The following is a 23828-nucleotide window of genomic DNA, read 5'->3' on the forward strand; positions in this document are numbered from 1 at the left end:
CAGCCTGAGCTGTGGGCAAAATATACAGAAAGTAGCGTTCGGCTGGTACCGAAGTAGCATTTGGCCCGGTGGTCGGCCGCTATAGGCTGGGAACAGCGCCGGAGCGGCTGCGCGGGCAGTGGGCTTCGGGACTGCGTTCGCAAACAGCCAACAGAAGGATAAGTATAATGCGCGCTTCAATGATTGCCGGCGCCCTGCTGGCGGCCAGCCTGGCCAACGTTTCAGTGGTGCTGGCCGAAGGCGATCTGACGACCCGGCCGGTTGAGCTGCCAGCGCTGGTGCTGGGCAGTGAAGAAAGCGACTACTCGATGTCGCAGCACCGTTACGAGCTGGAAACCGGCCAGGCCTACAAACTCGGCATCATTTCGACCGGGCGCAAGGAGTACGCCATTCGCGCGCCGGAATTCTTTGCATCGATCTTTCTGCGCAAGGTGGAAGCCGGCGATATGGAAATCAAGGCGGTGAGCCTGACCGAACTGGAGTTCGAGCAGGAAGGGGAGGCCGAAATCTATTTCGTACCGGTGAAACCCGGAGACTTCGAATTCCGCTCCGCAGGTCTCGAAGGCAAGGGCATGGTGGGCACCTTCAGCGTGCGCTGATCGGCAAGGCCCGGGGCTGGTTTCGCTGTTACTGCGGATCCGGGCGCCGGGCGGTCCAGTAGTGCCGTGACCAGTAGGGATTGTCGAGGCGCGAAATAATCACGCCCTTGCGGCTCGAGGCATGCAGGAAGCGGCCGTCCTCGATGTAGATTCCGGCGTGGCGCGTGCGACGGCCGGTGCGGAAGAACACCAGATCACCGGCGGCAAGTTCTTTTTTGGGAACCGGGGCGCCGATTTTCACCAGGTCCGCCGTGGTGCGCGGCAACTCGAGATCGAACTGATCACGGAAAGTGAGCTGGATCAGCGCCGAACAATCGATGCCGCTGCGGCTTTCACCGCCCAGCCGATAGGGCGTGCCGCGCCAGCTTTCGTGCTGGGCATACAGGCGGGAGATGATGTTGTTGCCGACGTTTTGCTGTTTTACGGCCACCGGGCGCGCCGAGGTGGTGTCGGCGGGGGAGGGCGCCTTGCCGGCGCAGCCCTGCAACAGCAGGGCTGCGAGTGCAACGGGCACCAGCGCCCGCCAGCGATACCCCGGCTGTGACGATGGTTGCGTGGCTGCAGTGGCCGCTTTGTCGTCGTTGCTCAACATCCGTTGCGAACAGGTCCCTGATGACGAAGGCGTCGGTTTCAGTGGCCGCTCCGACAGTACTGCAGCAATTGCCGGGGCGTTCAGCTTCGATTAATGATTGAAAATGTAGCCGGATGCCGGGGAAAGTTAAAGTGCTTTATGCGGTTTTGCGTTTACCCGCCGGTTTTTTGGCGGATGCCGTTCCCCTGGCGGTCGCTTTTTTCCCGGATTTGGCCTTTCCGCTGGTTTTGCTCTTGGGCTTTTTGGTCTTGCGCGGAGCCTGCGGCTCGCTCTTGGACGGTTCCAGTCCCTTGAGCGTCAATCGTGGTAGCGCCTGCTTCAGGTAGCGCTCGATACGCCCGACCTTGGGCCAGTCCGGAGTATCGACGATGGACCAGACGGTGCCGGCGCTGCCGTCACGTCCGGCGCGACCGGCACGGTGCACGTAGGTGTCGGCCTTGAGCGGCAGGTTGAGGTTGATCACGTGGCTGATTCGCGCCAGGTCAAGCCCGCGGGAGGCGACGTCGGTGGCGATCAGTACCTTGAGCCGTCCGCGGCGCAGCTGCTTGATGTGCAGGGTGCGCTCGCCCTGGCCCATCTCGCCGTGCAGGCCGTCGCACATGATTCCCAGATCCCGCACGATCGCCACCCATTGCTCCACCTGCCTGCGGCTGGCCACGAATACCAGCGCCTGGTCGATACCGGGGTCCGTGATCAGCGCCTTGAACAGCGCCAGCTTGTGCGCTTCGTTGTCGGCGCGCAGGATGGCGTGATCGATATGGCCGGCGACGGCGCGCGCTTCGCTGACGGCGATGCGGGCGGCGTCGGGTCGCAGCAGCGCGCCGGCCAGATTGGCGATGGCATCGGACTCGAGCGTGGCCGAGAACATCAGCGTCTGGTGCTCGAGCGGCAGCAGCGAGGCGACCGCCTTGAGCGGGTCCTGGAAGCCGAGGTCGAGCATGCGGTCCGCCTCGTCGACCACCGCGAAGCTCGCGTCCGACAGGTCCAGCCAGGCTTTTTCATCGAGCTCCAGAAGGCGTCCGGGAGTCGCTACCAGCAGATCCATGCCGTCTTCGAGCAGCTGCTTCTGGTTGCCGTAGGGAACTCCGCCGACCACCTGCGCGCAGACCAGGCCGAGCGCCTCGCACAAAGGTGCGGCCACGCGCAGAATCTGGCTTGCCAGTTCGCGGGTCGGCGCCAGCACCAGCGCCCGGGGTGACGCGCCCTCGCGCGGCGGCTGGTCGAGCAGATGCTGCAGCGCCGGCAGCAGGTAGGCCAGGGTTTTGCCGCTGCCGGTCGGAGCGGTGGCCAGCAGGTCCTGACCGTCCAGAATGGCGGGAATGGCTTGGCGCTGAATCGCGGTCGGTTCGGTAAAACCGGTTTCGATCAGCTGTTGTTGGAGTTCAAGATCCAGATCCAGGTCGAGAAAGGACATCGTTCGGGAGTTCGCCAGCTAAACTGTTTGGATGGCTGCATAGGATAGCGCAATCGCGCGGTTGCGAGCGCGCATTAATTTGCCTGTTTCGCACCGGCTCGCGAAGGCGCCTCAATTTCGTTGCGCGCCGGATTCGACTTGTTCGGCGCTGCCACAGCCCCTATCATGCGCAGCCCTCCGATACACAGCAGCGAAAGCGAGTAGAGTACATTGGCAAGGTCGCAGTTTTTTCCCGGTCAGCGCTGGATCAGCAACACCGAAGCGGAGCTTGGACTCGGTGTGGTGGTCGAACAGACCGGACGTAGCGTCACCCTCAATTTTCCGGCGGTCGACGAGCAGCGTACCTACGCGGTCACCAACGCGCCGCTGAGCCGGGTCGAGTACCCGGTCGGCGACCGCATCCAGAGCACCGGCGGTATAGAGCTGCAGATAACCGAGCGCCAGGAGCTCAACGGTTGTCTCTTCTATCACGGTATCGATCAGAACGGCGAGCAGCAGACGCTGGCCGAGCTCGAACTCGACAGCCGGGTGCGTTTCAGCAAGCCGCAGGATCGCCTGTTCGCCGGCCAGATCGACAAGAACAGCGCGTTTCGGCTTCGCGTCGAAACGCTCGAACACCAGTACCGTCACCGCCGCTCCGAGGTTTACGGCCTGCTCGGCGGGCGCGTCCAGTTGCTGCCGCACCAGTTCTACATCGCCAGTCAGGTGACGCGGCGCGCGGCGCCGCGGGTGCTGCTGGCCGACGAGGTGGGGCTTGGCAAGACCGTCGAGGCGGGGCTGATCATGCATCAGTTGCTGTTCAGCGATCGCGCCCGCCGCGTGCTGGTGGTGGTGCCCGACAGCCTGGTGCATCAGTGGCTGGTGGAAATGCTGCGGCGCTTCAACCTGCGCTTCAGCATTCTCGATCCGCTGCGTTGCACGGCGATGGAGATGGCCGATGACGGCAACCCCTTCGAGAGCGCCCAGTTGGTGATCTGCAGCCTGTCATTCCTGGCCGGCGACGACGACCGTCGCCGGGCCGCGCTCGAGGCCGGCTGGGACCTGATGGTGGTCGACGAGGCGCACCACCTGGGCTGGAGCGAAGAGGCCGCCAGCCACAGCTATCTGGCGATCGAGGAGCTGGCCCGGGCCGTTCCGGGTCTGTTGCTGCTCACGGCAACGCCCGAGCAGCTGGGGCAGGACGGCCACTTCGCCCGTCTGCGCCTGCTCGACCCGGACCGTTACCATGATCTGCGGGCCTTTCGCGAGGAGGAGTCGGAGTATCGCACCATCAGCAATCTGGTCGAGCGGCTGCAGGCCGAGGATGTGCGCAGCCAGCTGCACGATGCCCCGGATCTGGTCCGCGCGCTGGAACACTACCTTGGTGGCGAGGCGGTCAGGCGCCTGCAGGACGAACTCGAGCAGGGCGATATCGAGGGCCTGATCGAGGATGCCATCGGCAACCTGCTGGACCGTCATGGCACCGGGCGGGTGCTGTTTCGCAATACCCGCGATGCGGTCAAGGGCTTTCCGCGTCGCGAGCTGTACCGCTACCCGCAACGGTTGCCGCAGGGGTACGTCGAGCGGCTGCAGGATGCGGCGGCCGATGACGCCCTGCATCCCGAAGCGCTGTTCGACGACGAAGACTGGCTCGACTGGGATCCGCGCGTGGCCTGGCTGGTGGACTGGCTGCGCGATCATCGCGACGACAAGGCACTGGTTATCTGCGCCCGCAAGGAAACCGCCAAGGCGCTGGAAAAACAGCTGCGGCTGTACGAGGGGGTAAGGGCCGCGCTGTTCCACGAAGGCCTCAGTCTGCTGGAGCGTGATCGCGCGGCGGCCTATTTCGCCGAGGAGGACGACAGCGCCCAGGTGCTGATCTGCTCCGAAATCGGCAGTGAAGGGCGCAACTTCCAGTTCGCGCATCATCTGGTGATGTTCGACCTGCCGCTGAACCCGGACCTGCTGGAGCAGCGCATCGGCCGTCTCGACCGCATCGGCCAGCGCCATGATGTCCAGATCCACGTGCCCTATTTCGAGGACAGCCCCCAGACGGTGCTGCTGAACTGGCTCGACCTCGGTATCGATGCCTTCAGTCGCAGCTGCCCGGCGGCGCAGGCGCTGTTCCAGACCTTTGCACCTCGACTTCAGACACTGATGGCCGAATTCGACGATGCCGGCCTGCAGCAGCTGCTGGACGATACCCGACATCGCGCGCAGGAGCTGGAAGCCGAACTGCAGGCCGGCCGCGACCGGCTGCTGGAACTCAACTCCTGTCAGCCGGTGCCCGCCGCGCGCATTCTCGACGAGGTTGCCGAGGCATCCCGCAGTCTGGAGCTGGCCGGGTACATGGAGCGCGTTTTCGATCTGTTCGGTGTCGAGCAGCAGACCCATGGCGCCGACAGCGTGGTGCTGACGCCGGGCGATCACATGCCGGTATCGAGCCTGCCGGGGCTGCCCGAAGACGGTATCACCGCGACCTACCAGCGCAGTCTGGCGCTGTCGCGCGAGGACATGCAGTACCTGACGTGGGAGCATCCGCTGGTCAGCGGCGCGATGGAACTGCTGGCCGACGGCGATTATGGCAACACCAGCCTGTGCAGCCTCAAGCTGCCGCCGCTGCCTGCCGGTACACTGCTGGTCGAAACCTTCTACCGCCTGCACTGCGTGGCGCCGAAGTCGCTGCAGCTGCAGCGTTACCTGCCCCAGGGCTCGGCGCGACTGGTGCTCGACAGCAACGGCAACGATCTCACCGGCATCATCGCCCACGCCCACCTCAACAAACTGGCCGAGCGTGTGCCCCGGCGTACCGCCCAGAACGTGGTCAACCATGCCCGGGCGCAGATCGCCGAGCTGGTGGAGAAGGCCGATCACCGGGCGGCGGCGCAGAACGACGGCCTGAGGAGCGAAGCCCGGGCCCGCGCCGAAGCCCTGTTCGACGCCGATATCGAGCGCCTGAAGGCGCTGGCCCGGGTCAATCCGGCCATCCGCGACGATGAAATCGAGGCGCTCGAGCGCGCGCGCGACGAGGTGCTGGCGCAGATCGACCAGGTCGAACTCAAGCTCGATGCGCTGCGGGTCGCCGTGGTGGAATAACAGCATGACAATGGGCGGCGGGGTGCCTGACGACGGCATTAGGGCCCCGTCCCCCAATCTTTGATGGGAGTCTCAATTTGCATTTTTCCGATCTGTCGCTCGATACGCGGCTGCTGAAGCTGCTCGAACGGCTCAATTTCGTCGAGCCCACCGAGATTCAGCGCCAGGCGATTCCGTTTGCGATCGCGGGGCGCGATCTGATCGCCTCGTCCAAGACCGGCTCCGGCAAGACGCTGGCGTTCCTGCTGCCGGCGCTGCAGCGGGTGATGCGACAGAAGGCGCTGAGCAAGCGCGACCCGCGGGTGCTGGTGCTGGTGCCGACGCGTGAGCTGGCCGGGCAGGTATACGGCCAGCTTCGGGCCTTGCTTGCCGGAACCTCTTTCAAGTGCGCGCTGGTGCTGGGTGGCGAGAACTTCAACGATCAGGAAAAGCTGCTGCGGCGCGATCCCCATTTCGTTGTCGCCACGCCGGGCCGTCTGGCCAACCATCTGGAAGGGCGCAGCCTGGGGCTCGACGGGCTCGAAATGCTGGTGCTCGATGAGGCCGACCGCATGCTCGACCTCGGTTTTGCCGAGCAGTTGCGGCAGATCAACGCCGCCGCCAGTCACCGCCTGCGCCAGACGCTGATGTTTTCGGCGACGCTGGACCATGCCGAGACCGAAGCGCTGGCGGCGGACCTGCTCAAGGACCCCAAGCGTATCGCGGTGGATGCCGTGACCCGGCCCCACGAGGATATCCGCCAGCGTTTCCTCCTCAGCGACAACCTCGATCACAAGCAGGCGCAGCTCGAACGGCTGTTGTCCGTCGAGCGCTACCAGCAGGCGATCGTCTTCACCGCCACCCGGGGAGACACCGACCGGCTGGCGGACTGGCTGTCGCAGCGCGGCCTGAAAACCGTGGCGCTCAGCGGCGAGCGTTCCCAGGCCGAGCGCAACCGTATCATGGATGGCTTCAGCCGCGGGCAGCAGCAGGTGCTGGTGACCACCGATGTGGCGTCGCGCGGTCTGGATCTGCTCAACGTCTCGCTGGTGATCAACTTCGACCTGCCCAAGCACAGTGAAGAATACGTACACCGTATCGGACGTACGGGTCGTGCCGGCGCCAAAGGCGATGCCGTGTCGCTGGTCGGACCCAAGGACTGGGACAGCCTGACGCGGATCAGAAAGCTGCTTGCGCACTCGATCGAGTTCGACGTTCTCGACGGACTCGAGGCCCGGTTCAAGGGGCTCAGGCCCAAACCGGTCGACGCACCGCGCGGTCCGCGGCCGGTGAAGAAGCGCCCGGCGCCCAACGCCAATGCCGCCAGGGCCAGGGACACCGCCGCGCCGGCTCGCCGGCGCCGGGCGCCCAGTACGGTGGTGTCCAGCGACGGTCTGGCGCCGATGAAAAAGCGCAAGCCCGCGGCCGAGGACTAGGGAGCCTGTTCAGAGGCTCCGTCGCTTGCCGCCCGGCGGGCATTATCGGATACTCAGCGGCTTTTACCCAGAGACAGTTTCATGCAGATCACCAAGAACAAGGTCGTGCAGTTCCACTACAGCCTGCGCGACGCCGATGGCAAGGAAATCGAGAACAGCCGCAGGGGTGAGCCGATGGCCTATCTGCACGGCCATCAGAACATGCTCGCGGGTCTCGAGAAAGCGATGGAAGGCCGCAGTGCCGGCGATACCTTCAGCGTCACGCTGGCGCCGGAAGACGCCTACGGCAAGCGCGTCGAGGGCAGCGAGCAGCGAGTTCCGGTCAAGCATCTGCAGGGCGCGAAGAAATGGCGCCCCGGCATGGTGGCCCAGGTGCAGACCGAGCAGGGCGCGCGCCAGGTCCAGGTGGTCAAGGTCGGCAAATTCATGGTCACCATCGATACCAACCATCCGCTGGCCGGCAAGACCGTGACCTTCGACGTCGAGGTACTCGAGGTGCGGGACGCCAGCGCCGAGGAGCTGGACCACGGCCACGCCCACGGCGTCGGCGGTCATCATCACTGACCGCGGTGCGGTAACGGTTACCTTGCAGTACGGTCGGAACTCCGAACCGGAGGGTGGGTTTAGCGATGCCTCCGTATCTGAATAAACGAATGCCACGGAGGTCGGGCATCGCGTAACCCGCCATATCGATCGCTGTACAGATCGATTGGTTTCGGCGGGCACGGGGTCTGTCGGGTTGTGGCCTTCGCCGACCCCCGCAACCCTTGCCAGCGCAAAATCGATCAATCAAGCTGGTAAGCCCAGCGCAAACCTATAACGAAGAGGAAAGAGAGCATGGCAACAGCAAGCGCACGTCATATCCTGGTACCGAGCGAAAGCGAGTGCCAGCAGCTGAAGAGCCGGATCGAAGGTGGCGAGGACTTCGCGACCCTGGCGAAGCAGTTTTCCCAGTGTCCCTCCGGCGCCCGCGGCGGCGAGCTCGGTAGTTTCGGCCGCGGCCAGATGGTGCCGGAGTTCGATCAGGTGGTGTTCAGCGCGCCGCTCAATCAGGTGCAGGGACCGGTCAAGACTCAGTTCGGCTACCATCTGCTGGAAGTGACCGAGCGTCAGGACTGATCACTCCGTTGTTGCGGTCGCCTTCGCCGAGCTGGCGGCCGCGCGCTCGCTGCAGTAATCCTTCGCCTCGGTCGCCGACGTGAACCAGATGTAGTCTGCAACGGCGGGCGACAGCACTTCCTGAGCGCCGGCCACCTTGCCGTCGTTTTCAACCGGCACCAGCAACAGCACCGCGCTGGCGCCATCCTTCAGATGCATCGGCACGCCGGTATCCTTGCGCGCATGATAGCTGCCGCTGAGCAGTACCGCCTGTTTCGGGCCCCGGTAGGACTCGAGACGGTTCGCCATCCGCGCGTCCCGGGCCAGCTGAATTTCCACCATGCGTTCAAGCCGTTCGGCCGGAATGTCATTGCAGTGCTGCTCGCCGATGACTTCGGCGGTGCGGCGTCGGACCTCATCGTCGATGGCGGCGCGGCTGTCGAGTTCGCCCTGGGGCAGATTGTCATCCTCGCCGCGGTAGATGGCCTGGATTTCCTCGCCGCTCAGATTGCCGCTGACCAGCTTGCCGCCCTGTTGCAGTATCTGATAGTAGATATGGCCGTAGCTGTCCCAGTTCCAGCCCCTGGTGCCGTCCCGCAGCGCCGCTTCGAGTTCGTCTTTGGAGGTCGTCACGCCAAGATCGGCCAGCGGCAGGTTTGGTGTCAGCATTTCCAGCACGGCGTGGGAGCCGGGCGTGACCAGTGCTTCGAGCAGCAGCGACTCGACGGCGTGGTGTTCTGGGTTGTCGTGCTGTTCGCCGATCAGAATCAGCTGCTGGCGCTGGAGTCGTTCATACAGGTCGTTGGGCGAGAGCGTTTCGCCGCGTTGCAGGTCGAGAATTTCGCCCGGGCGCCGTTGCGCCGGCGCATCCTGCGCACTAGCCGGAGGTGACGCCAGGCACAGCCCCAGCAGCGAAACGGCGGTGGTCCGCGCCAGCAGTGGGCGCAGGACGGAGCGGAAGACGGGCATTTCGTGTCTCCTGTTGCGTATCGGGTCCGTTGCGCGCCATGATGAATCCTCCCGACGGACAAAACAAGGACAGGGGCATGAGCAAGTCGATCAAGGTGGTAGTGAAGCGAAAGGGCGAGGATGGCGCGACCGAGGACCCGGCGCTGGCGGCGAAAACCGAAGAAGCCCTGCAGTTCGTGCGCGGGCTGCGCAAGAAGGGCGACAACCTGAAGGTGATGGTGGACAAGCTCAACGAGCACGACCATCTGCAGCCGGGCGGCGAGCCCTGGGACTACGCTAGTCTCAACGATTTCATCCACCGGCACGGTCTTTGACCGCCTGCCTTCGCCAAAACCTGCCGAGGCTTAGCGATCTGCCCGCATCGCTATCGGAAACCCCATGAAATTCAGTAGAATATCGCACTTTTCTGTCGCCAGGGCGACGCGGAACGAAGGATCAGTTGGATGAACGAACTCTGCTTCCAGCTCAAGGGAACTGTGGTCACCGCCATAGTGCTGGAGCTGTACCGCTTTAGTCGTGATGAATTCGCGGCACAACTTGCCGACAAGGTTCGCCAGGCGCCGATGTTTTTTCAGCAGACGCCGGTGGTGATGAGCCTGGAGAAGCTCGAGTCGGACGCGGAGTCGATCGATTTCGACGCGCTTTTCGCCCTCTGCCGGGAGTTCGGTCTCAGACCGATGGCGATCAAGGGGGCTGCCGGTGAGCTGGCGGCGGAGCTGGAATCGCGCGGACTGGCGTTGCTGCCGGCCGGTAATGGCGGGCGGGCGGCGATGCCGGAGGTCAAGGCGCCTGCCGAACCTGCCGCCGAGCCCGAAGTGGTGGTCAGGACCGTGGTGGAGGAGAAGCTGGTCCAGCGTCCGAGCAAGGTGGTGACGAAACCGGTGCGCTCGGGGCAGCAGGTATACGCCGAAGGCGCGGATCTGATCGTGCTGGCGGCCGTGAGCGAAGGCGCCGAGATACTGGCCGACGGCCATATTCATGTTTACGGCGCGCTCCGGGGCCGGGCCCTTGCCGGCGTGCGGGGTGACGAAAACGCGCGTATCTTCTGCCAGAGCCTGGAGGCCGAGCTGGTGTCGGTCGCCGGTAATTTCAAGCTCAGCGACGCGCTGCGCGAAACCGTCTGGAAGGCGCCGGCGCAGCTGTATCTTAAAGACGACACCTTGTTTGTTAAGCCGCTTTGATTGATACTCGCGACTTGGGCGAGGCGGTGATTCCGAAGGAGACGATGTTGGCCAAGATCATAGTAGTGACCTCCGGTAAGGGTGGGGTCGGCAAGACAACGAGCAGTGCCGCTATCGGTACCGGTCTGGCGCTCAAGGGCTTCAAGACTGCGCTTATCGATTTCGATGTGGGCCTGCGCAACCTCGACCTGATCATGGGCTGCGAGCGCCGCGTGGTGTACGATTTCGTCAACGTGATCAACAAGGAAGCCACGCTCAATCAGGCGCTGATCAAGGACAAGCGCACGCCGAATCTGTTTATCCTGCCGGCGTCCCAGACCCGGGACAAGGACGCGCTGACCGAAGAAGGCGTGCAGGCGGTCCTCAACGAGCTGTCCCGCGATTTCGACTACATCGTCTGCGATTCGCCGGCCGGCATCGAGAAGGGCGCCCAGATGGCGCTGTACTATGCCGATATCGCCGTCGTCGTCACCAACCCCGAAGTCTCGTCCGTGCGCGACTCCGACCGTATTCTCGGCATTTTGCAGAGCAAGACGCGCCGCGCCGAATCCGGTGAGGATCCGGTCGAGGAGCATCTGCTGCTGACCCGCTACAACCCCTCCCGGGTTCAGGGCGGCGAAATGCTCAGCGTGCAGGATGTCGAGGAAATCCTGGCGATTCCGCTGCTGGGTGTGATCCCGGAGTCGGAAGCCGTGCTGAAGGCGTCCAACCAGGGCATGCCGGTGATTCTCGATGAAGGTGCCGAAGCCGGTCAGGCCTACGCCGATGCCGTCGCCCGTCTGCTGGGCGATCAGGTGGACCACCGTTTTCTCGAAGTGCAGAAGAAGAGCTTCCTCAAGCGACTGCTGGGAGGTAAGTAGTGGGTATTTTTAGTTACTTCCGCAGCAAGTCGAAGCCTTCGTCTGCGGCGGTTGCCAAGGAGCGGTTGCAGGTCATCGTCGCCCATGAGCGAGGTCGCCGGCAGCAGCCGGACTACCTGCCGCAGATGCAGGAAGAAATCCTGGCGGTGATTCGCAAGTATATTCAGATCGACCAGGACGACATCAGTATTCAGCTCGAAAACAACGACAGCTGTTCGGTGCTCGAGCTGAACGTCACGCTGCCGGAGCGCGAGCCGGCCGAGGCCAACTGACGACTCCTTTCGCGGCGGGGCGCCGCTCCTACGAAATTCGCGGCGGGGCGCCGCTCCTACGGAATGCGTGGCGGGGCGGGGCGCCGGTTCTGCGAAATTCGCGGCGGGGGCGCCGCTCCTACAGGTGGTAAAGTCGCTTTTCGTAGGCGCTCGCTTCGCGAGCGAACCACCCCGGTGGCCGCGAAACTATCGGCAGAGATCGCCCACGGAGTGGGCTTCTACAGGTGTCGCCTGCGCTTTTTGTAGGCGCTCGCTGCGCGAGCGAATCCCCCCCCCGATGCCTGCGCAACGATTGCCAGAGATCGCCCACTTCGCTGGCGATTCGCTTTGCAGTCCTGCGGGTTCGCCCGCAAAGCGGGCTCCTGCGGCTGATGCCTGTCTCAACCGGGCGCGACGTCCTGCCGTGCATGCTGCAGCCATTCCCGCACCCGTTCTATGCTGCGGTTCGGAAACTGCCGGTAGTCGGGGTAGGGCGTCAGCAGGACATCGTCCCGGGCGAAGAGCGTGCCGCTTTCGTCGAGCGGGGCGAAGTCCCGATAATCGAAGCCCAGCCGTTGCCAGCTGGCCTTGCCGGCGACCAGGTGCCGCCTCGCCGCAGGATCCGGGCTGTCGGCAAAGCTGATCGCCTCGGTTCGGGTCAGCAGTGACGCGTCGCGATAGTGGCGCCAATCTTCCCCCTCCTTCGCAGCAAGCTTCGCCAGAATCGTCAGTATCTTGCGCCAGTGATTGCCGTTGGCGGCGACCAGGGCGGCCACGTCGGTGTGGCCGGCGTGCGCCGGGCAGACTGGCGGGTTGGGCAGGTACAGCACCAGCGGCGCCCGGGCGGGACCAAGGCGGCTGGCGCCGACGGCGAAGGTGCTCATCGGCTGCGCCGTTTGACGCCGCTGCCCGGCGTGGCCGTCATCGGATCATCGGGCCAGTGGTGCTTGGGGTAACGTCCTTTCATATCTTTCTGCACCTCGCGGTAGCTGTTGTTCCAGAAGCTGACCAGATCCTGGGTGACCTGCAGAGGCCGCTGTGCCGGGGACAGCAAGTGCAGCTTGAGCGCCACCGTGCCGACTTTGGGCGTTTCGGTGCAGCCGAACAGCTCCTGCAGCTTGACCGCCAGCACCGGCGGATCTTCAGCGTAGTCGATGCGGGCGCGGTGTCCCGAGGGCAGCCGGAAATGGGTCGGCGCCCGTTCATCGAGCAGGCGCGGCAGGGGCCAGGGCAGCAAGCCCTCCAGAATGGCGCCAAGGTCAAGCCTGGCGAAGTGATTGCGGTGGCTGACATTGTCGAGCCAGGGCGCGAGCCACTGTTCCAGGTCGCCGAGCAGCGCGTCGTCGGATAAATCGGGCCAGGCGGGCTCCGCCTGGGTGTCGTGGTGGCGCAGAAAGGCGACTCGCCGGCGCCAGCGGTGCAGCTCGTCCGTCCAGGGCAGAAGCCCCAGGCCCTGTTTGCGGATCAGTGCGCACAGTGCGGCGTTGCGGGTGTCGGCCGCCGGCTCCGGGAGCGGTTCGCGTCTGACGATCAGCTGTCCGGTGCGCAGTTGGCGTTCGCAGACGAGGCGGTTTTCGCTGTCGCTCCATTCGACCCGCTCCTCGCGTGACAGCATTGCCCTAAGGGGGCCCTGAAACAGCGCCGGATCCAGCGGTGCCGCCAGGCGGATGCGGTCCACCGCTTCGCCGCTGCGTCCGGAGACCTGGGCCAGCGCGAGCCAGGGGCTGTTGCGCAACGGGTCGTCGGCATCCAGTCGGGCGGCGCGGCCGTTGGCGAGGCGGAAATCCAGTCCCTGTGGCTGGCGCCGCGTGGCGATGCGGTCGGGGTAGGCGGTGGCGATGAGCGTGGCGATGGCGTCGTCCCGCGATAGCGGCTCGGCCGTTTTCTCGGGGCTGTCGAGGCGCTCACACAGGCGCCTGAACTGATCTCGCTGCTGACGCAGCCGCTGCCACTGGCCGCGCTCGGCCGATCCTGGCCGGACTTCGCCGCCAATCCAGGCCAGGCGATGGCCGATATCGGCGTCGTTTTGGCGCAGCGGGTCGCGATCGGACAGCAGTGCTGCGATTTCGCAGGCCAGCGCCTGAACGCCCAGCCGGCGCCCTTCCAGCAGCAGATGCGCTATGCGCGGGTGGGCTGGCAACCGGGCCATTCGCTCGCCGTGCCGGGTCAGTGACCGGTTGTCGCCGGCGGCGGTCACGGCCCCGAGTTGCGTCAGCAGGTCCAGCGCCTGGGCATAGCGGCCGGGCGCGGGCGGATCGAGCCAGCGCAATTCGCCGGGGTCGCTGACGCCCCAGGCGACCAGTTGCAGCGCCAGCGGCGCCAGGTCCGCCTGCAGGATTTCGGCGCTGCGGCGCGGGCTCAGTGCCTGCTGCTGCGACTCGGACCAGAGGCGATAGCAGATACCGGGCTCGAGCCGTCCGGCGCGTCCGGCGCGCTGGACGCTGGCATCGCGTGACAGGCGTCGGGTCTGCAGCCGCGTCATGCCGGTGGCCGGGTCGAAAATCGCCTCGCGGCTAAGACCGCAGTCGATTACCACCCGCACTCCCTGGATGGTGAGACTGGTTTCGGCGATCGCCGTTGCCAGGACCACCTTGCGCACGCCTGCCGGCGCTGGTGCGATGGCCTGGCGCTGGGCCTCGAGCCCCAGGTCGCCATAGAGTGGCGCCAGCAGAATGTCCCGGCGCTCGCCGAGGCGTTCGCGCAGCAGGCGCTCGGTACGGCGGATTTCCCGCTGTCCCGGCAGGAACACCAGTACACTGCCGGTGTCGCTGGCCAGTGCGTCGAGTATCGTTGCGACGGCCCGCGGCTCGATACGCTCGTGGCTTTGCGCCGCGGCGCCGTAGCGCACCTCTACCGGATAGGAACGGCCTTCGCTGCGCACAATCGGCGCGCCGCCCAGCAGGCGGGCGCTGGCCTCGCCGTCGAGGGTCGCGGACATCAGCAGCAAACGCAGCGGCGGATCCTCGCGCAGCAGCTCCCGGCCCTGCAGCGCCAGCGCAAGCCCAAGGTCGGCGTCGAGACTGCGTTCGTGGAATTCGTCGAAAATCAGAAGGCCCGTACCTTCGAGAGACGGGTCCGATTGCAAAAGCCTCGTCAGGATACCTTCGGTGACGACTTCGATGCGGGTGTCGGGACCGACGCGGCTGTCGAAACGAATCCGGTAGCCGACCGTCTGCCCGACCGGCTCGCCCAGGCTTGCCGCCAGGCGCTCGGCGGCGGCCCGTGCGGCCAGTCGCCTGGGCTCCAGCATCAGGATCTTCTGTCCCCCGAGCCAGGGCTCGTCCAGCAGTGCCAGCGGTACCCGCGTGGTCTTGCCGGCGCCCGGCGGGGCTTCGAGCACGGCTTCGGTGCAGGTGCGCAGCGCACGGCGAAGCTCGGGCAGAATCTCATCGATAGGCAGGGGTAACATTGCGGCCTCGTTCGAATTCGGGGTCGATATTGTAACAGTTGCCGCCGCGCTTTTAGCGCCTGCAAAAACCCTGATACAAATAGGGCTAAAGGTTTGGCGGCCGATGCCGCTACACAGCGAAAGAGTAAAGAGGCCTTCCCGGGCCTGATTCCGGGAGGCCGCAGCGGCTGTATCGCAACGGCGGGTACGGCTTGTCTTGGGGGTGCCCCCTTTGGCGTGTCAAACGGAAGCAGTAGTGTGAATCAAGCGAACAGACAGGTGACCGGCGTCGAATGCCGCTATGGTGCGGATCAGCGGCTGATTTCCACCACCGATCTCAGCGGTCGAATCGTCTATGCCAACCAGGCCTTCATCGATGTATCCGGCTTTACCGCCGAGGAGCTTCGGGGGCAGCACCACAATATCGTGCGACATCCCGATATGCCGAAGGAGGCGTTCGCCGATCTCTGGAATCACCTGAAGTCTGACCGCCCCTGGATGGGGATGGTCAAGAACCGCTGCAAGAACGGCGACCACTACTGGGTGCAGGCATATGTGATGCCGCTCTACGACGAGCAGGGCGCCAAGACCGGTTATCAGTCCGTGCGCACCCGTCCGTCCGAGGCTCAGATCGAACGCGCGGAAAAGATCTACGCCCAGCTGCGCGCCGGCAAGGCTCGGGTGCCGGGGCAGCCTGCGCGCCTTGCGTTGCCGGTGGTCGGTCTGATCGGCGTGGTCATGGCGGCAACCTGGGCGCTGTTGCTGGCATTACCCCAAGGCTGGCTGCAGTACGGGCTGCTGGCGGCGTTGACGGTCGCTGCCATATCGGCGGGGTACTGGCTGTGCCGTCCGTTGTCTGCGGTTCGGGGGCTGACCACGGATGTCTATGACAACCCGCTGGCGCAGCTGGTAATGGCGCCGCGCATGGACGAGTGCGGTAGTGTCGATCTTGCAGTTCGCATGATGAACGCCAGGTTGCGAACGCTGCTCGGCCGTGTCGAAGACAGTATCACCACCCTTGGCAATGCGGTGACGAAAACCCGCCAGGCCCTCAGCACCACCCACGAGGGCGTATCCCGTCAGAATTCAGAAACCGACCTGCTGGCATCGGCGGCGACGGAAATGTCGGCGACGGCGCACGACATTGCCAACAATACGGCGCAGACGTCGGACGCGTCGCGTCAGGCGTCCGACGAGGCGGTGCGCGGCCGCGAGATGGTCAACGATATGGTCGCGGCGATCCGCAGTCTGGTGGATGAAGTGGTGGTGGCGTCGGAATCGTCCAGTCGGCTCAAGGAGCATGCGGAAGCGATCGGCGACATCGTCGTGATCATCAGCGATATCGCCGAACAGACCAACCTGCTGGCGCTCAATGCGGCCATCGAGGCGGCGCGCGCGGGCGAGCAGGGGCGCGGCTTCGCCGTGGTGGCGGACGAGGTGCGCACCCTGGCCAAGCGTACCCAGGACTCCACCGGACAGATTCGTCGCACGATCGAAACCATTCAGCACCACGTCACCGGTACCGCCGAAACCATGCAGCGCAGCCGCACCCAGGCCGAGAATGGCATCGAGCGGGCGCAGAATGCGGGGCAGGCGTTCGAGCGCGTCGTGGAAGCGCTGTCGGAAGTGTCCGATCGCTGCATCCAGGTCGCCAGTGCCTCGGAGGAGCAGAGCGCGGTGGCTGACGAAATCAGTCAGAACATCCTAAAGATTCGCGAGATCGCCGAGTCCAACGTTAACGCCTCGGACGTCACCGATCGCGCCACGGGCGATATCGAACAGCTGGTCACCGAGCTGCGATCGGCCGTGAAGGCGTTTTCGAGGTAGGGGACTTCGTGGGCGATCCGGTCCGTCAGGCTGGTTGATCGCCCGCGCAGCGAGTTAGGTCGTCAGCCTGCTGATCCTCGAGGTGATATAGAGGGTCAGCAGCACCGCAGCAGCGAAGGCGTAGAGCCCCCAGTGGACCTGCACTTCGGCGACGGCGCGCAGTTTCACCGCCACCACCATCACCGCCACGACAAACACATCGAGCATCGACCAGCGGCCGTAGCTATGCATCAGGCGCAGATAGCGGGGCAGCCGGCTGTCGTGTCGTATCGCCGCGCCGGTCAGTCGCAGCAGCACCAGCAGCTTGAGTACGGGCAGCAGTACGCTGAAGCAGACAATCAGTAGGAACAGAGCGAACTCTCCGTCCCGGGCCAGTTGCCAGACACCGGAAAGCAGCGAGAAGCGGTTATGGATGAAGACAAACTGTTCGAGGGTGAACATCGGCGCGAAGAAGCCGGCGATAAGCAGGCCGGCGGCGACGGCGAGCAGCGCCCGCAGGCGCCAGGCGACGGCGGGTGTCAGGTTGTTGGCAGTCATTGGCGATCTGGATGCGTAGGCGAAACAAGGTTGCATGATAACGGATTTCGGAGGCTCGGGGCGCCGACCCGAAATCTCGACTAGCGGCAGGGGTTCCGCTGTGCTGGGTTTTGTGGCAGACTACAAGTTCCGTGCCAAAATCCGTGTTGCTTATGTCTTTGTTTCGATATATGAAAAAGCTGCGCCCTGCTTTGGCGAGCACGCCGGTGCTGGTGTCACTGTTGTGCTTCAGTCTCTCCGGCGCAGCCCTGGCGACCGAGCGAACCGACGAGGTGGTCAAGCTCAAGGTCACGGCGACGGCATACAATTCGCTGCCAGGACAAACCGTCGGCAATCCCAGCATAGGTGCCTGGGGGCATCGCCTCAAACCCGGCATGAAGGCGATTGCGGTATCGCGCGATCTGCTGGCGATGGGCCTCGAACCCGGAGCCGAAGTGACCATCGAGGGCTTGCCCGGGCGCTACAAGGTGCTCGATAAAATGGGCAGCCGCTGGCGCAAGAAAATCGATATCTACATGGGCGTCGATCGCGATGCCGCCCTCGAGTGGGGCCGCCGTCCTGTGGTGATCCGCTTCAACAGCGAAAACTCCTGAATTCCCTCCTGATGCGCGCCTGATCAAGGGCGCGCGTATCTTTTGGCAAAGATTTCCCGGTCTTTGACAAGTAATTTCCGCCTTAAGCGCCTAGAGTTTATAGCGTCGCATGTATCGCATGCGCCGGGTTCCGGGCCTGTGCACGCGTCCTGTCCGGAGCCTTTTCAATATCGACAAGGCAAGAAAGCTAGGCGGGGTTAAAGGAATCGATGTCGGAGCAACGGGGCGAGAACAAGCACAAGATTCTGCAGCAGCTGGATGAGCTCTACCAGAGTCGGCTGGCGCCAGAGGTGGCCGCCAGAGTGGAGGATTTCAGCGCGCGTTATTACCGCGTGTCGCCACTGCAGGAACTTGGTGAGCGCAGGATCGACAATCTCTACGGTGCGACGCTGTCGTGCTGGGAGTTTCTCAACGAAAGCGAAGGCTGCACGCCGCGGGTCAGGGTATTCAACCCTGATCTGGAGCAGCACGGCTGGCACTGCAATCACACCGTGATCCTCATCCTGCATCCGGATATGCCGTTTCTCGTCGACTCCGTCCGTATGGAGCTCAACCGCCGGGAGATGGCCATTCACGTGGTCCACAGCAGTGTGCTCGGTGTCGTGCGCGATGAGGACGGCAACTTCGAGGAGCTGGTCGAGCGCAAGGATGAGCGCGGCAGTGCCGAAGCGCTGATGTACTTCGAGGTCGACCGTCACTCCGCCGCGGACGAGGTCAAGCAGCTGCGGGCGCACCTGCTCGAGGTGCTGGGCGAGGTGCGGGCCTCGGTGGCGGATTTTGATGCCATGCGCAAGCGCCTGAGCCAGGCCTGTGTCGAGCTGGGTGGGGCGCCGGATTCGGTCGATCCCGAGCGAATCGCCGAGGCCCGCGAATTCTGCGACTGGATGCTCAGCGACCGCTTCACCTTTCTCGGCTTCGACGAGCTTCGGTTCGAAGGCGAGGGCGACGGTTTTCAGGTCAGTCGGGTCGATGCCAGCGAACTCGGTACCCTGAAGCTGAGAGTGCAGGCCGGCGCCACGCGCGTTTTCGAAGACCTGCGCAGCGAAGAATATGACTTCATGGTCTGCCCGGAGCCGCTGATGTTCGCCAAGGACGCGAGCCGGGCGCGGGTGCACCGGCCTGCCCATCAGGATGTGGTGGTGATCAAGCGTTACGGTGACGACGGGCGCGTCAGCGGTGAATACCGCTTCTTCGGGCTCTGGACCTCGCCGGTCTATTTCGAGCCGCCTGGCCAGATTCCGATTCTGCGCCAGCGTGCCACGCGTTTGCTGCAGAGCGCCGGGTTCGATCGCCGCGGCCACAGCGGCAAGGCCTTGATGCAGATCCTCACGGACCTGCCCCGTGACGAGCTGTTCCTTGCCAGCGACGACGAGCTGTTCGAGATGGTGATGGGAATCTTCACCTTGCAGGAGCGTCGCAAGATCAAGCTGCTGATTCGCCGCGATGCCTGCAGCAAGTTCTTCACCTGCCTCTACTTCGTTCCCCGCGATCTCTACACCACGGCGTTGCGGCTGCAGGTACAGCAGTTGCTGATCGATCATTTCGGGGCGCTCGACTGCGAGTTCACCACCCGCTTCAGCGAGTCGCTGCTGGCGCGGGTGCACTTTGTGCTCCAGGTCGATCCGGGCCGGGTCGAGGGTATCGATCCCCATGCCATCGAGGCCGAGGTCGTCGATATCTCCCGGGCCTGGAGCGAGGAACTGCACGAAGCGCTGATCGAGAGCAGCGGCGAGGAGCAGGGCAATGCGCTGGCCAATAGCTATCGGCACGCCTTCCCGTCCGCCTATCGCGAGAACTTCCGCCCTAACGCGGCGGTTTACGATATTCAGCGTATCGAACAGCTCGATGGCGGACAGGCGCTGAACCTGAGCTTCTATCGCGTGCTCGAACAAACCCGCGAGGTGCTGCGCTTCAAGCTGTTCCATCCGCAGCAGCCGCTGGTGCTCTCGGACGTCATTCCGGTGCTCGAGAAACTCGGCATGCGGGTGGTCGGCGAACATCCGTACAAGATCAAGCGCCGTGACGGCTCAAGGTTCTGGATTCACGACTTCACGCTGCAGTATGACAGCGAGGAGCCGGTCGAACTCGAGGACGTGCGGCAGAACTTCCAGGAGGCGTTCTCCAGTATCTGGAACGGCCGCGCCGAGAGCGACGAGTTCAACCGCCTGGTGATCGGCGCCAATCTGACCTGGCGCGAGGTGGCCATGCTGCGGGCCTACGCCCGCTACAATCAGCAGATCCGTTTCGGTTTCAGTCAGCCCTACATCGCCGATACGCTGGCGCGCCATCTGCACATTACGCGGCTGCTGGTGGCGCTGTTCCGCGCCCGCTTCGAACCGGGGAGGCAGAGCAGCAAGAAGATCCAGGCGCTCACCGAGCGTATCGCCGGCAGCATCATCGACGGTCTCGACAAGGTCGACAACCTCAATGACGACAAGATACTGCGTCGCTTTCTCGAGCTGATCCGGGCGACGCTGCGCACCAACTACTACCAGCGTGGCGACGACGGCGAGCTCAAGGACTACTTCGCCTTCAAGCTCGATCCGCACGCCATCGGCGATATTCCGCTGCCAAGGCCGATGTTCGAGGTGTTCGTCTATTCGGCGCGGGTCGAGGGCGTGCATCTGCGCGGTGGCCGGGTTGCCCGCGGCGGGCTGCGCTGGTCCGACCGGCGCGAGGACTACCGCACCGAAGTGCTGGGGCTGGTGAAGGCGCAGCAGGTCAAGAACGCCGTGATAGTGCCGGTAGGGGCCAAGGGCGGCTTCGTCGCCAAGCAACTGCCGGCCGGCGGCAGCCGCGACGAGATCCAGGCCGAGGGCATTGCCAGCTACCGTACCTTTATCCGCGCGCTGCTGGACGTGACCGACAATCTGGTGGCGGGGGAGCTGCAGCCGCCGCCGGACCTGGTGCGGCACGATGGCGACGACCCCTATCTGGTGGTCGCCGCCGACAAGGGCACCGCGACCTTCTCGGATATCGCCAACGGCATCGCCGAGGAGTTCGGCTTCTGGCTGGGGGATGCCTTCGCCTCCGGCGGCAGCCAGGGGTACGACCACAAGAAGATGGGGATCACCGCCCGCGGTGCCTGGGAGTCGGTCAAGCTGCACTTTCGCGAGCTCGGGCTCGATACCCAGTCGCAGGACTTCACCGTCGTTGCCATTGGCGACATGGCCGGCGACGTGTTTGGAAACGGCATGCTGATGTCGCAGCATATCCGCCTGGTGGCGGCGTTCAACCACCTGCACATCTTCATCGACCCGCAGCCGGATGCGGCCAGCAGCTTTGCCGAGCGTCAGCGCCTGTTCGAACTGCCACGCTCGAGCTGGACCGATTACAACGCCGAGCTCATTTCCGAGGGCGGAGGCGTCTTCGCCCGCAGCGCCAAGTGGATACCGATAAGCCCGCAGATGAAACAGCGTTTCGATATCGACGAGGACAGGCTGGCGCCGAACGACCTGATCTCGGCACTGCTCAAGGCTCAGGTCGACCTGATCTGGAACGGCGGCATCGGCACCTACGTCAAGGCGGCGAACGAGACCCACGCCGACGTTGGCGACAAGGCCAACGATGGCCTGAGGATCGACGGCCACGAGCTGCGCTGCCGGGTGCTCGGGGAGGGCGGCAATCTCGGATTCACGCAGCTTGGACGCATCGAGTACGGTTTGAGAGGCGGGGCCTCCAATACCGACTTTATCGACAATGCCGGCGGGGTCGACTGTTCCGACCGCGAGGTCAACATCAAGATACTGCTCAACGAAGTGGTCGCCAATGGCGATATGACTCTGAAGCAGCGCAACAACCTGCTGCGGGACATGACCGAAGATGTTTCCCGCCTGGTACTGAAGAACAACTACGATCAGGCCCTCGCCATCAGTATCGCGCAGCGCCATTCGTGCTATGCGCTCGATGACTACATCCGTCTGATCCACCGGCTCGAATCGGCCGGACGTCTGGTCCGCTCCCTGGAGTTTATTCCCGGCGACGAGGTGCTGCAGGAACGCAAGACCCAGCGCCTGGGGCTGACGCGTCCGGAGCTTTCGGTGCTGATCTCCTATGCCAAGTCCGAGCTCAAGGAGCAGCTCACCGACTCCTGGATCACATCGGACCCGCTGATGTCGCGGGAAGCGGAACGTGCCTTTCCGCCGCAGCTGGTCGAACGCTTCCCGGAGCAGGTTCAGGGGCACCGTCTGCGCGCCGAGATCGTTGCGACCCAGGTTGCCAACGGCATGGTCAACCGCATGGGCATAACCTTTGTGCAGCGTCTGCAGCAGGCCAGCGGGCGCGATCAGGCGGCAATCGCCGCCGCCTACGTGATTGCCCGTGAAGTCTACGATATCGAGCCGATCTGGAAGCAGATCGAGGCGCTGGACAACCAGGTTGACGCGCGGCTGCAGCAGGGCATGATGCTCGACCTGATCCGTCTGGTACGTCGGGCAAGCTACTGGTTCCTGTTGCGCCAGCGCGCCGAACTGCAGGTCGCGGCGACAGTTGAGCGTTACCAGCCGGGCGTGCGCGAGATCGGTGACAGCATCGGCGACCGTCTGCAGGGGCAGCCGCGGGAAGTCTGGCAGCAGCGCCGCGACGAACTGGTGGCGGCCGGTGTATCCGAGGCGCTGGCCTCGCGCGTCGCCTCAGCCGACAGTCTGTACGCGCTGCTCGGGGTGATCGAGGCGGCCGCCGAAACCGGCCAGGCACTGGAGCGGGTCGCGGCGGTCTATTTCGACATCGGCGAGCGTCTCGATCTGCACTGGTTCGACCAGCAGGTGCGGGCGATCGAGGTCGCCAACCACTGGCAGTCGATGGCGCGCGACGGACTGCGCGAAGACCTCAATGCCCAGATGCGGGAACTGACCGTCAAGGTGCTGGCCGAAGCCGGCGAGACGGAGGACGGCGAGGCGCCCGATGCGCTGGTCAGTGGCTGGCTCGACCGGCGTGCGGACATGCTCGAGCGCTGGCAGCAGATGCTTGCGGAACTGCGCGGCGCCAATCTGAACGATTGCGCCATCTTTACCGTTGCGCTGCGGGAGCTGCTGGACCTGGCGCAAGCCAGTGTCTGAGCTCGGGGGTGGTGAGCGGTGAGGCCTGTGGATGCGGCGCTGCGCCGCGAACACTGATGCAGGATGGGTTAGCCGCCGACGGCAGTGCCTGTCGGAATACCAATTTCGTTTGCCGGCGGCGTAACCCATCATGGGCGGCGAAGCCGCCTTGCCTGCGCCCGGCACTTCCCGCCGCGAATAGCCGCTTTACGCCCGCCGCTCCCATAAGCACAATAGGTCCCTGATTTTTCGAACCCGGATCCATTGTGCCCCTGCTCAAACGCTATCTGTTTCGTCCCGTTGGCAAGGCGCTGCTGTGGCTGGCTGGTGGCTGGATACTGTTCAGCCTGCTGCTGGTGCTGCTGCTGCGCTTTGTCGATCCGCCAATCTGGTCCTGGCTGATCCAGCGGGAACTCTTTCCACCGCAAGGTTACCCTGAGTCTTTCGTCCATGACTGGGTTGCGCGCGAGCGCATCTCACCGTCGATGCAGCTTGCGGTGATCGCGGCCGAGGACCAGCGCTTTCCCGAGCACAGCGGCTTCGACTTCAAAGCCATCAAGCGCGCCCTGGAGCACAACCTCGACGGAGGGCGTGTTCGTGGCGCCAGCACGCTGACGCAGCAGACCGCCAAGAACCTCTTTCTCTGGTCCGGTCGCAGCTGGGTCCGCAAGGGGCTCGAGGCCTGGTTCGCGCTGCTGCTCGAACTGTGCTGGGACAAGGGGCGCATTCTCGAGGTGTACCTCAATATCGTCGAGTTCGGTCCCGGCATCTACGGTGTCGAGGCCGCGGCCCGGCACTTCTACGGTGTGCCGGCCGCCAACCTGAGCGCCTGGCAGTCGGCCCGGCTGGCGGCGGTTCTGCCCAATCCGTACCGCTATCGCGCGCAGCCGCCATCGTCCTACGTTGTGCGGCGCGGGCGCTGGATTGGCCAGCAGATGCGTCAGCTCGGTTCGGTAACCCTCAAGGCCGTGGATGGCTGAAAGTCGGCCGCAC

The 23828-nt window shown here is 64.5% G+C and carries 19 protein-coding genes; 13 read left to right on the forward strand and 6 right to left on the reverse strand.

All coding sequences use genetic code 11. The features are described from left to right. The first annotated feature begins 167 nt into the window (after positions 1-167). Positions 168-599 carry a cupredoxin domain-containing protein gene (locus IEX85_RS00410; RefSeq protein WP_188857275.1) on the forward strand — a complete coding sequence of 144 codons (432 nt, stop codon included), beginning with the start codon at positions 168-170 and terminating at the stop codon, positions 597-599. Between the two features lie 28 nt (positions 600-627). On the opposite strand, the gene IEX85_RS00415 is transcribed toward IEX85_RS00410, so the two are convergent. Next, a complete protein-coding gene (locus tag IEX85_RS00415) occupies positions 628-1191 on the reverse strand; it encodes an NlpC/P60 family protein (protein ID WP_188857276.1) in 564 nt (187 codons plus the stop codon). 136 nt (positions 1192-1327) lie between these two features. Then, entirely contained in the window at positions 1328-2605 is a 1278-nt protein-coding gene (locus tag IEX85_RS00420) for a DEAD/DEAH box helicase (protein WP_188857277.1), read from the reverse strand. 210 nt (positions 2606-2815) lie between these two features. Between IEX85_RS00420 and rapA the strand changes: the two genes are divergently transcribed. From rapA to IEX85_RS00440, 4 genes are all read left to right on the forward strand, one after another. After that, a complete protein-coding gene (gene rapA, locus IEX85_RS00425; protein ID WP_188857279.1) occupies positions 2816-5680 on the forward strand; it encodes an RNA polymerase-associated protein RapA in 2865 nt (954 codons plus the stop codon). A gap of 77 nt (positions 5681-5757) precedes the next feature. Further along, complete coding sequence (locus tag IEX85_RS00430) at positions 5758-7095, forward strand: DEAD/DEAH box helicase (RefSeq protein WP_188857281.1); 1338 nt, start codon at positions 5758-5760, stop codon at positions 7093-7095. Positions 7096-7176: 81 nt separating this feature from the next. Then, positions 7177-7659: an FKBP-type peptidyl-prolyl cis-trans isomerase gene (locus IEX85_RS00435; RefSeq protein ID WP_188857282.1), complete on the forward strand. Its 483-nt coding sequence runs from the start codon at positions 7177-7179 to the stop codon at positions 7657-7659. A gap of 252 nt (positions 7660-7911) precedes the next feature. Beyond that, the gene (locus tag IEX85_RS00440; protein WP_268238059.1) at positions 7912-8214 is read left to right on the forward strand and encodes a peptidylprolyl isomerase; all 303 of its coding nucleotides are present in this window, start codon (positions 7912-7914) and stop codon (positions 8212-8214) included. On the opposite strand, the gene IEX85_RS00445 is transcribed toward IEX85_RS00440, so the two are convergent. Beyond that, positions 8215-9162, reverse strand: coding sequence for a ChaN family lipoprotein (locus tag IEX85_RS00445; RefSeq protein WP_188857285.1), 948 nt, complete (start codon positions 9160-9162; stop codon positions 8215-8217). A 77-nt stretch (positions 9163-9239) separates the two neighbouring features. Here IEX85_RS00445 and IEX85_RS00450 point away from each other — a divergent pair, with 77 nt between their 5' ends. From IEX85_RS00450 to minE, 4 genes are all read left to right on the forward strand, one after another. Continuing rightward, on the forward strand, positions 9240-9476 hold the full coding sequence (locus tag IEX85_RS00450; protein WP_188857286.1) for a hypothetical protein: 237 nt from the start codon (positions 9240-9242) through the stop codon (positions 9474-9476). A 129-nt stretch (positions 9477-9605) separates the two neighbouring features. Beyond that, a complete protein-coding gene (gene minC, locus IEX85_RS00455; RefSeq protein ID WP_188857287.1) occupies positions 9606-10343 on the forward strand; it encodes a septum site-determining protein MinC in 738 nt (245 codons plus the stop codon). 47 nt (positions 10344-10390) lie between these two features. Further along, complete coding sequence (gene minD, locus IEX85_RS00460) at positions 10391-11203, forward strand: septum site-determining protein MinD (RefSeq protein WP_188857288.1); 813 nt, start codon at positions 10391-10393, stop codon at positions 11201-11203. Further along, complete coding sequence (gene minE, locus IEX85_RS00465; protein WP_188857289.1) at positions 11203-11475, forward strand: cell division topological specificity factor MinE; 273 nt, start codon at positions 11203-11205, stop codon at positions 11473-11475. Before minD ends, minE begins: the two co-directional genes overlap by 1 nt. A gap of 380 nt (positions 11476-11855) precedes the next feature. Here minE and IEX85_RS00470 read toward each other — a convergent pair whose 3' ends face one another. Together IEX85_RS00470 and hrpB are read right to left on the reverse strand one after the other, a co-directional pair. Continuing rightward, entirely contained in the window at positions 11856-12338 is a 483-nt protein-coding gene (locus IEX85_RS00470) for a DUF6942 family protein (protein WP_188857290.1), read from the reverse strand. Next, entirely contained in the window at positions 12335-14863 is a 2529-nt protein-coding gene (hrpB, locus tag IEX85_RS00475) for an ATP-dependent helicase HrpB (protein ID WP_188857291.1), read from the reverse strand. The genes IEX85_RS00470 and hrpB overlap by 4 nt, the downstream gene beginning before the upstream one ends. 237 nt (positions 14864-15100) lie before the next feature. On the opposite strand from hrpB, the gene IEX85_RS00480 reads away from it, so the two are divergent. Further along, positions 15101-16669 (forward strand): methyl-accepting chemotaxis protein, encoded by a 1569-nt coding sequence (locus tag IEX85_RS00480; protein ID WP_188857293.1) that lies wholly within the window; start codon positions 15101-15103, stop codon positions 16667-16669. A gap of 54 nt (positions 16670-16723) precedes the next feature. Here the strand turns inward: IEX85_RS00480 and IEX85_RS00485 are convergent, their stop codons facing one another. Further along, positions 16724-17206: a paraquat-inducible protein A gene (locus IEX85_RS00485; RefSeq protein WP_188857295.1), complete on the reverse strand. Its 483-nt coding sequence runs from the start codon at positions 17204-17206 to the stop codon at positions 16724-16726. Positions 17207-17376: 170 nt separating this feature from the next. Here IEX85_RS00485 and IEX85_RS00490 point away from each other — a divergent pair, with 170 nt between their 5' ends. From IEX85_RS00490 to mtgA, 3 genes are all read left to right on the forward strand, one after another. Beyond that, entirely contained in the window at positions 17377-17799 is a 423-nt protein-coding gene (locus IEX85_RS00490) for a 3D domain-containing protein (protein WP_188857296.1), read from the forward strand. 209 nt (positions 17800-18008) lie between these two features. Then, on the forward strand, positions 18009-22856 hold the full coding sequence (locus IEX85_RS00495) for an NAD-glutamate dehydrogenase (RefSeq protein ID WP_188857298.1): 4848 nt from the start codon (positions 18009-18011) through the stop codon (positions 22854-22856). A 245-nt stretch (positions 22857-23101) separates the two neighbouring features. Then, positions 23102-23815, forward strand: a complete 714-nt coding sequence (gene mtgA / locus IEX85_RS00500; RefSeq protein ID WP_188857299.1) for a monofunctional biosynthetic peptidoglycan transglycosylase — start codon at positions 23102-23104, stop codon at positions 23813-23815. Positions 23816-23828: the final 13 nt, after the last annotated feature.

Source organism: Marinobacterium nitratireducens (assembly GCF_014645375.1).
GTDB lineage: Bacteria > Pseudomonadota > Gammaproteobacteria > Pseudomonadales > Balneatricaceae > Marinobacterium_A > Marinobacterium_A nitratireducens.

What these genes read in the sequence shown, in the direction of transcription:
- IEX85_RS00485 (WP_188857295.1), bottom strand. Translation starts at nt 17,206, where the DNA reads ATGACTGCCAACAACCTGACACCCGCCGTCGCCTGGCGCCTGCGGGCG.
- IEX85_RS00495 (WP_188857298.1), top strand. Translation starts at nt 18,009, where the DNA reads ATGTCGGAGCAACGGGGCGAGAACAAGCACAAGATTCTGCAGCAGCTG.
- minC (WP_188857287.1), top strand. Translation starts at nt 9,606, where the DNA reads ATGAACGAACTCTGCTTCCAGCTCAAGGGAACTGTGGTCACCGCCATA.
- IEX85_RS00445 (WP_188857285.1), bottom strand. Translation starts at nt 9,162, where the DNA reads ATGCCCGTCTTCCGCTCCGTCCTGCGCCCACTGCTGGCGCGGACCACC.
- IEX85_RS00435 (WP_188857282.1), top strand. Translation starts at nt 7,177, where the DNA reads ATGCAGATCACCAAGAACAAGGTCGTGCAGTTCCACTACAGCCTGCGC.
- IEX85_RS00420 (WP_188857277.1), bottom strand. Translation starts at nt 2,605, where the DNA reads ATGTCCTTTCTCGACCTGGATCTGGATCTTGAACTCCAACAACAGCTG.
- IEX85_RS00490 (WP_188857296.1), top strand. Translation starts at nt 17,377, where the DNA reads ATGAAAAAGCTGCGCCCTGCTTTGGCGAGCACGCCGGTGCTGGTGTCA.
- IEX85_RS00415 (WP_188857276.1), bottom strand. Translation starts at nt 1,191, where the DNA reads ATGTTGAGCAACGACGACAAAGCGGCCACTGCAGCCACGCAACCATCG.
- IEX85_RS00450 (WP_188857286.1), top strand. Translation starts at nt 9,240, where the DNA reads ATGAGCAAGTCGATCAAGGTGGTAGTGAAGCGAAAGGGCGAGGATGGC.
- IEX85_RS00410 (WP_188857275.1), top strand. Translation starts at nt 168, where the DNA reads ATGCGCGCTTCAATGATTGCCGGCGCCCTGCTGGCGGCCAGCCTGGCC.
- IEX85_RS00470 (WP_188857290.1), bottom strand. Translation starts at nt 12,338, where the DNA reads ATGAGCACCTTCGCCGTCGGCGCCAGCCGCCTTGGTCCCGCCCGGGCG.
- hrpB (WP_188857291.1), bottom strand. Translation starts at nt 14,863, where the DNA reads ATGTTACCCCTGCCTATCGATGAGATTCTGCCCGAGCTTCGCCGTGCG.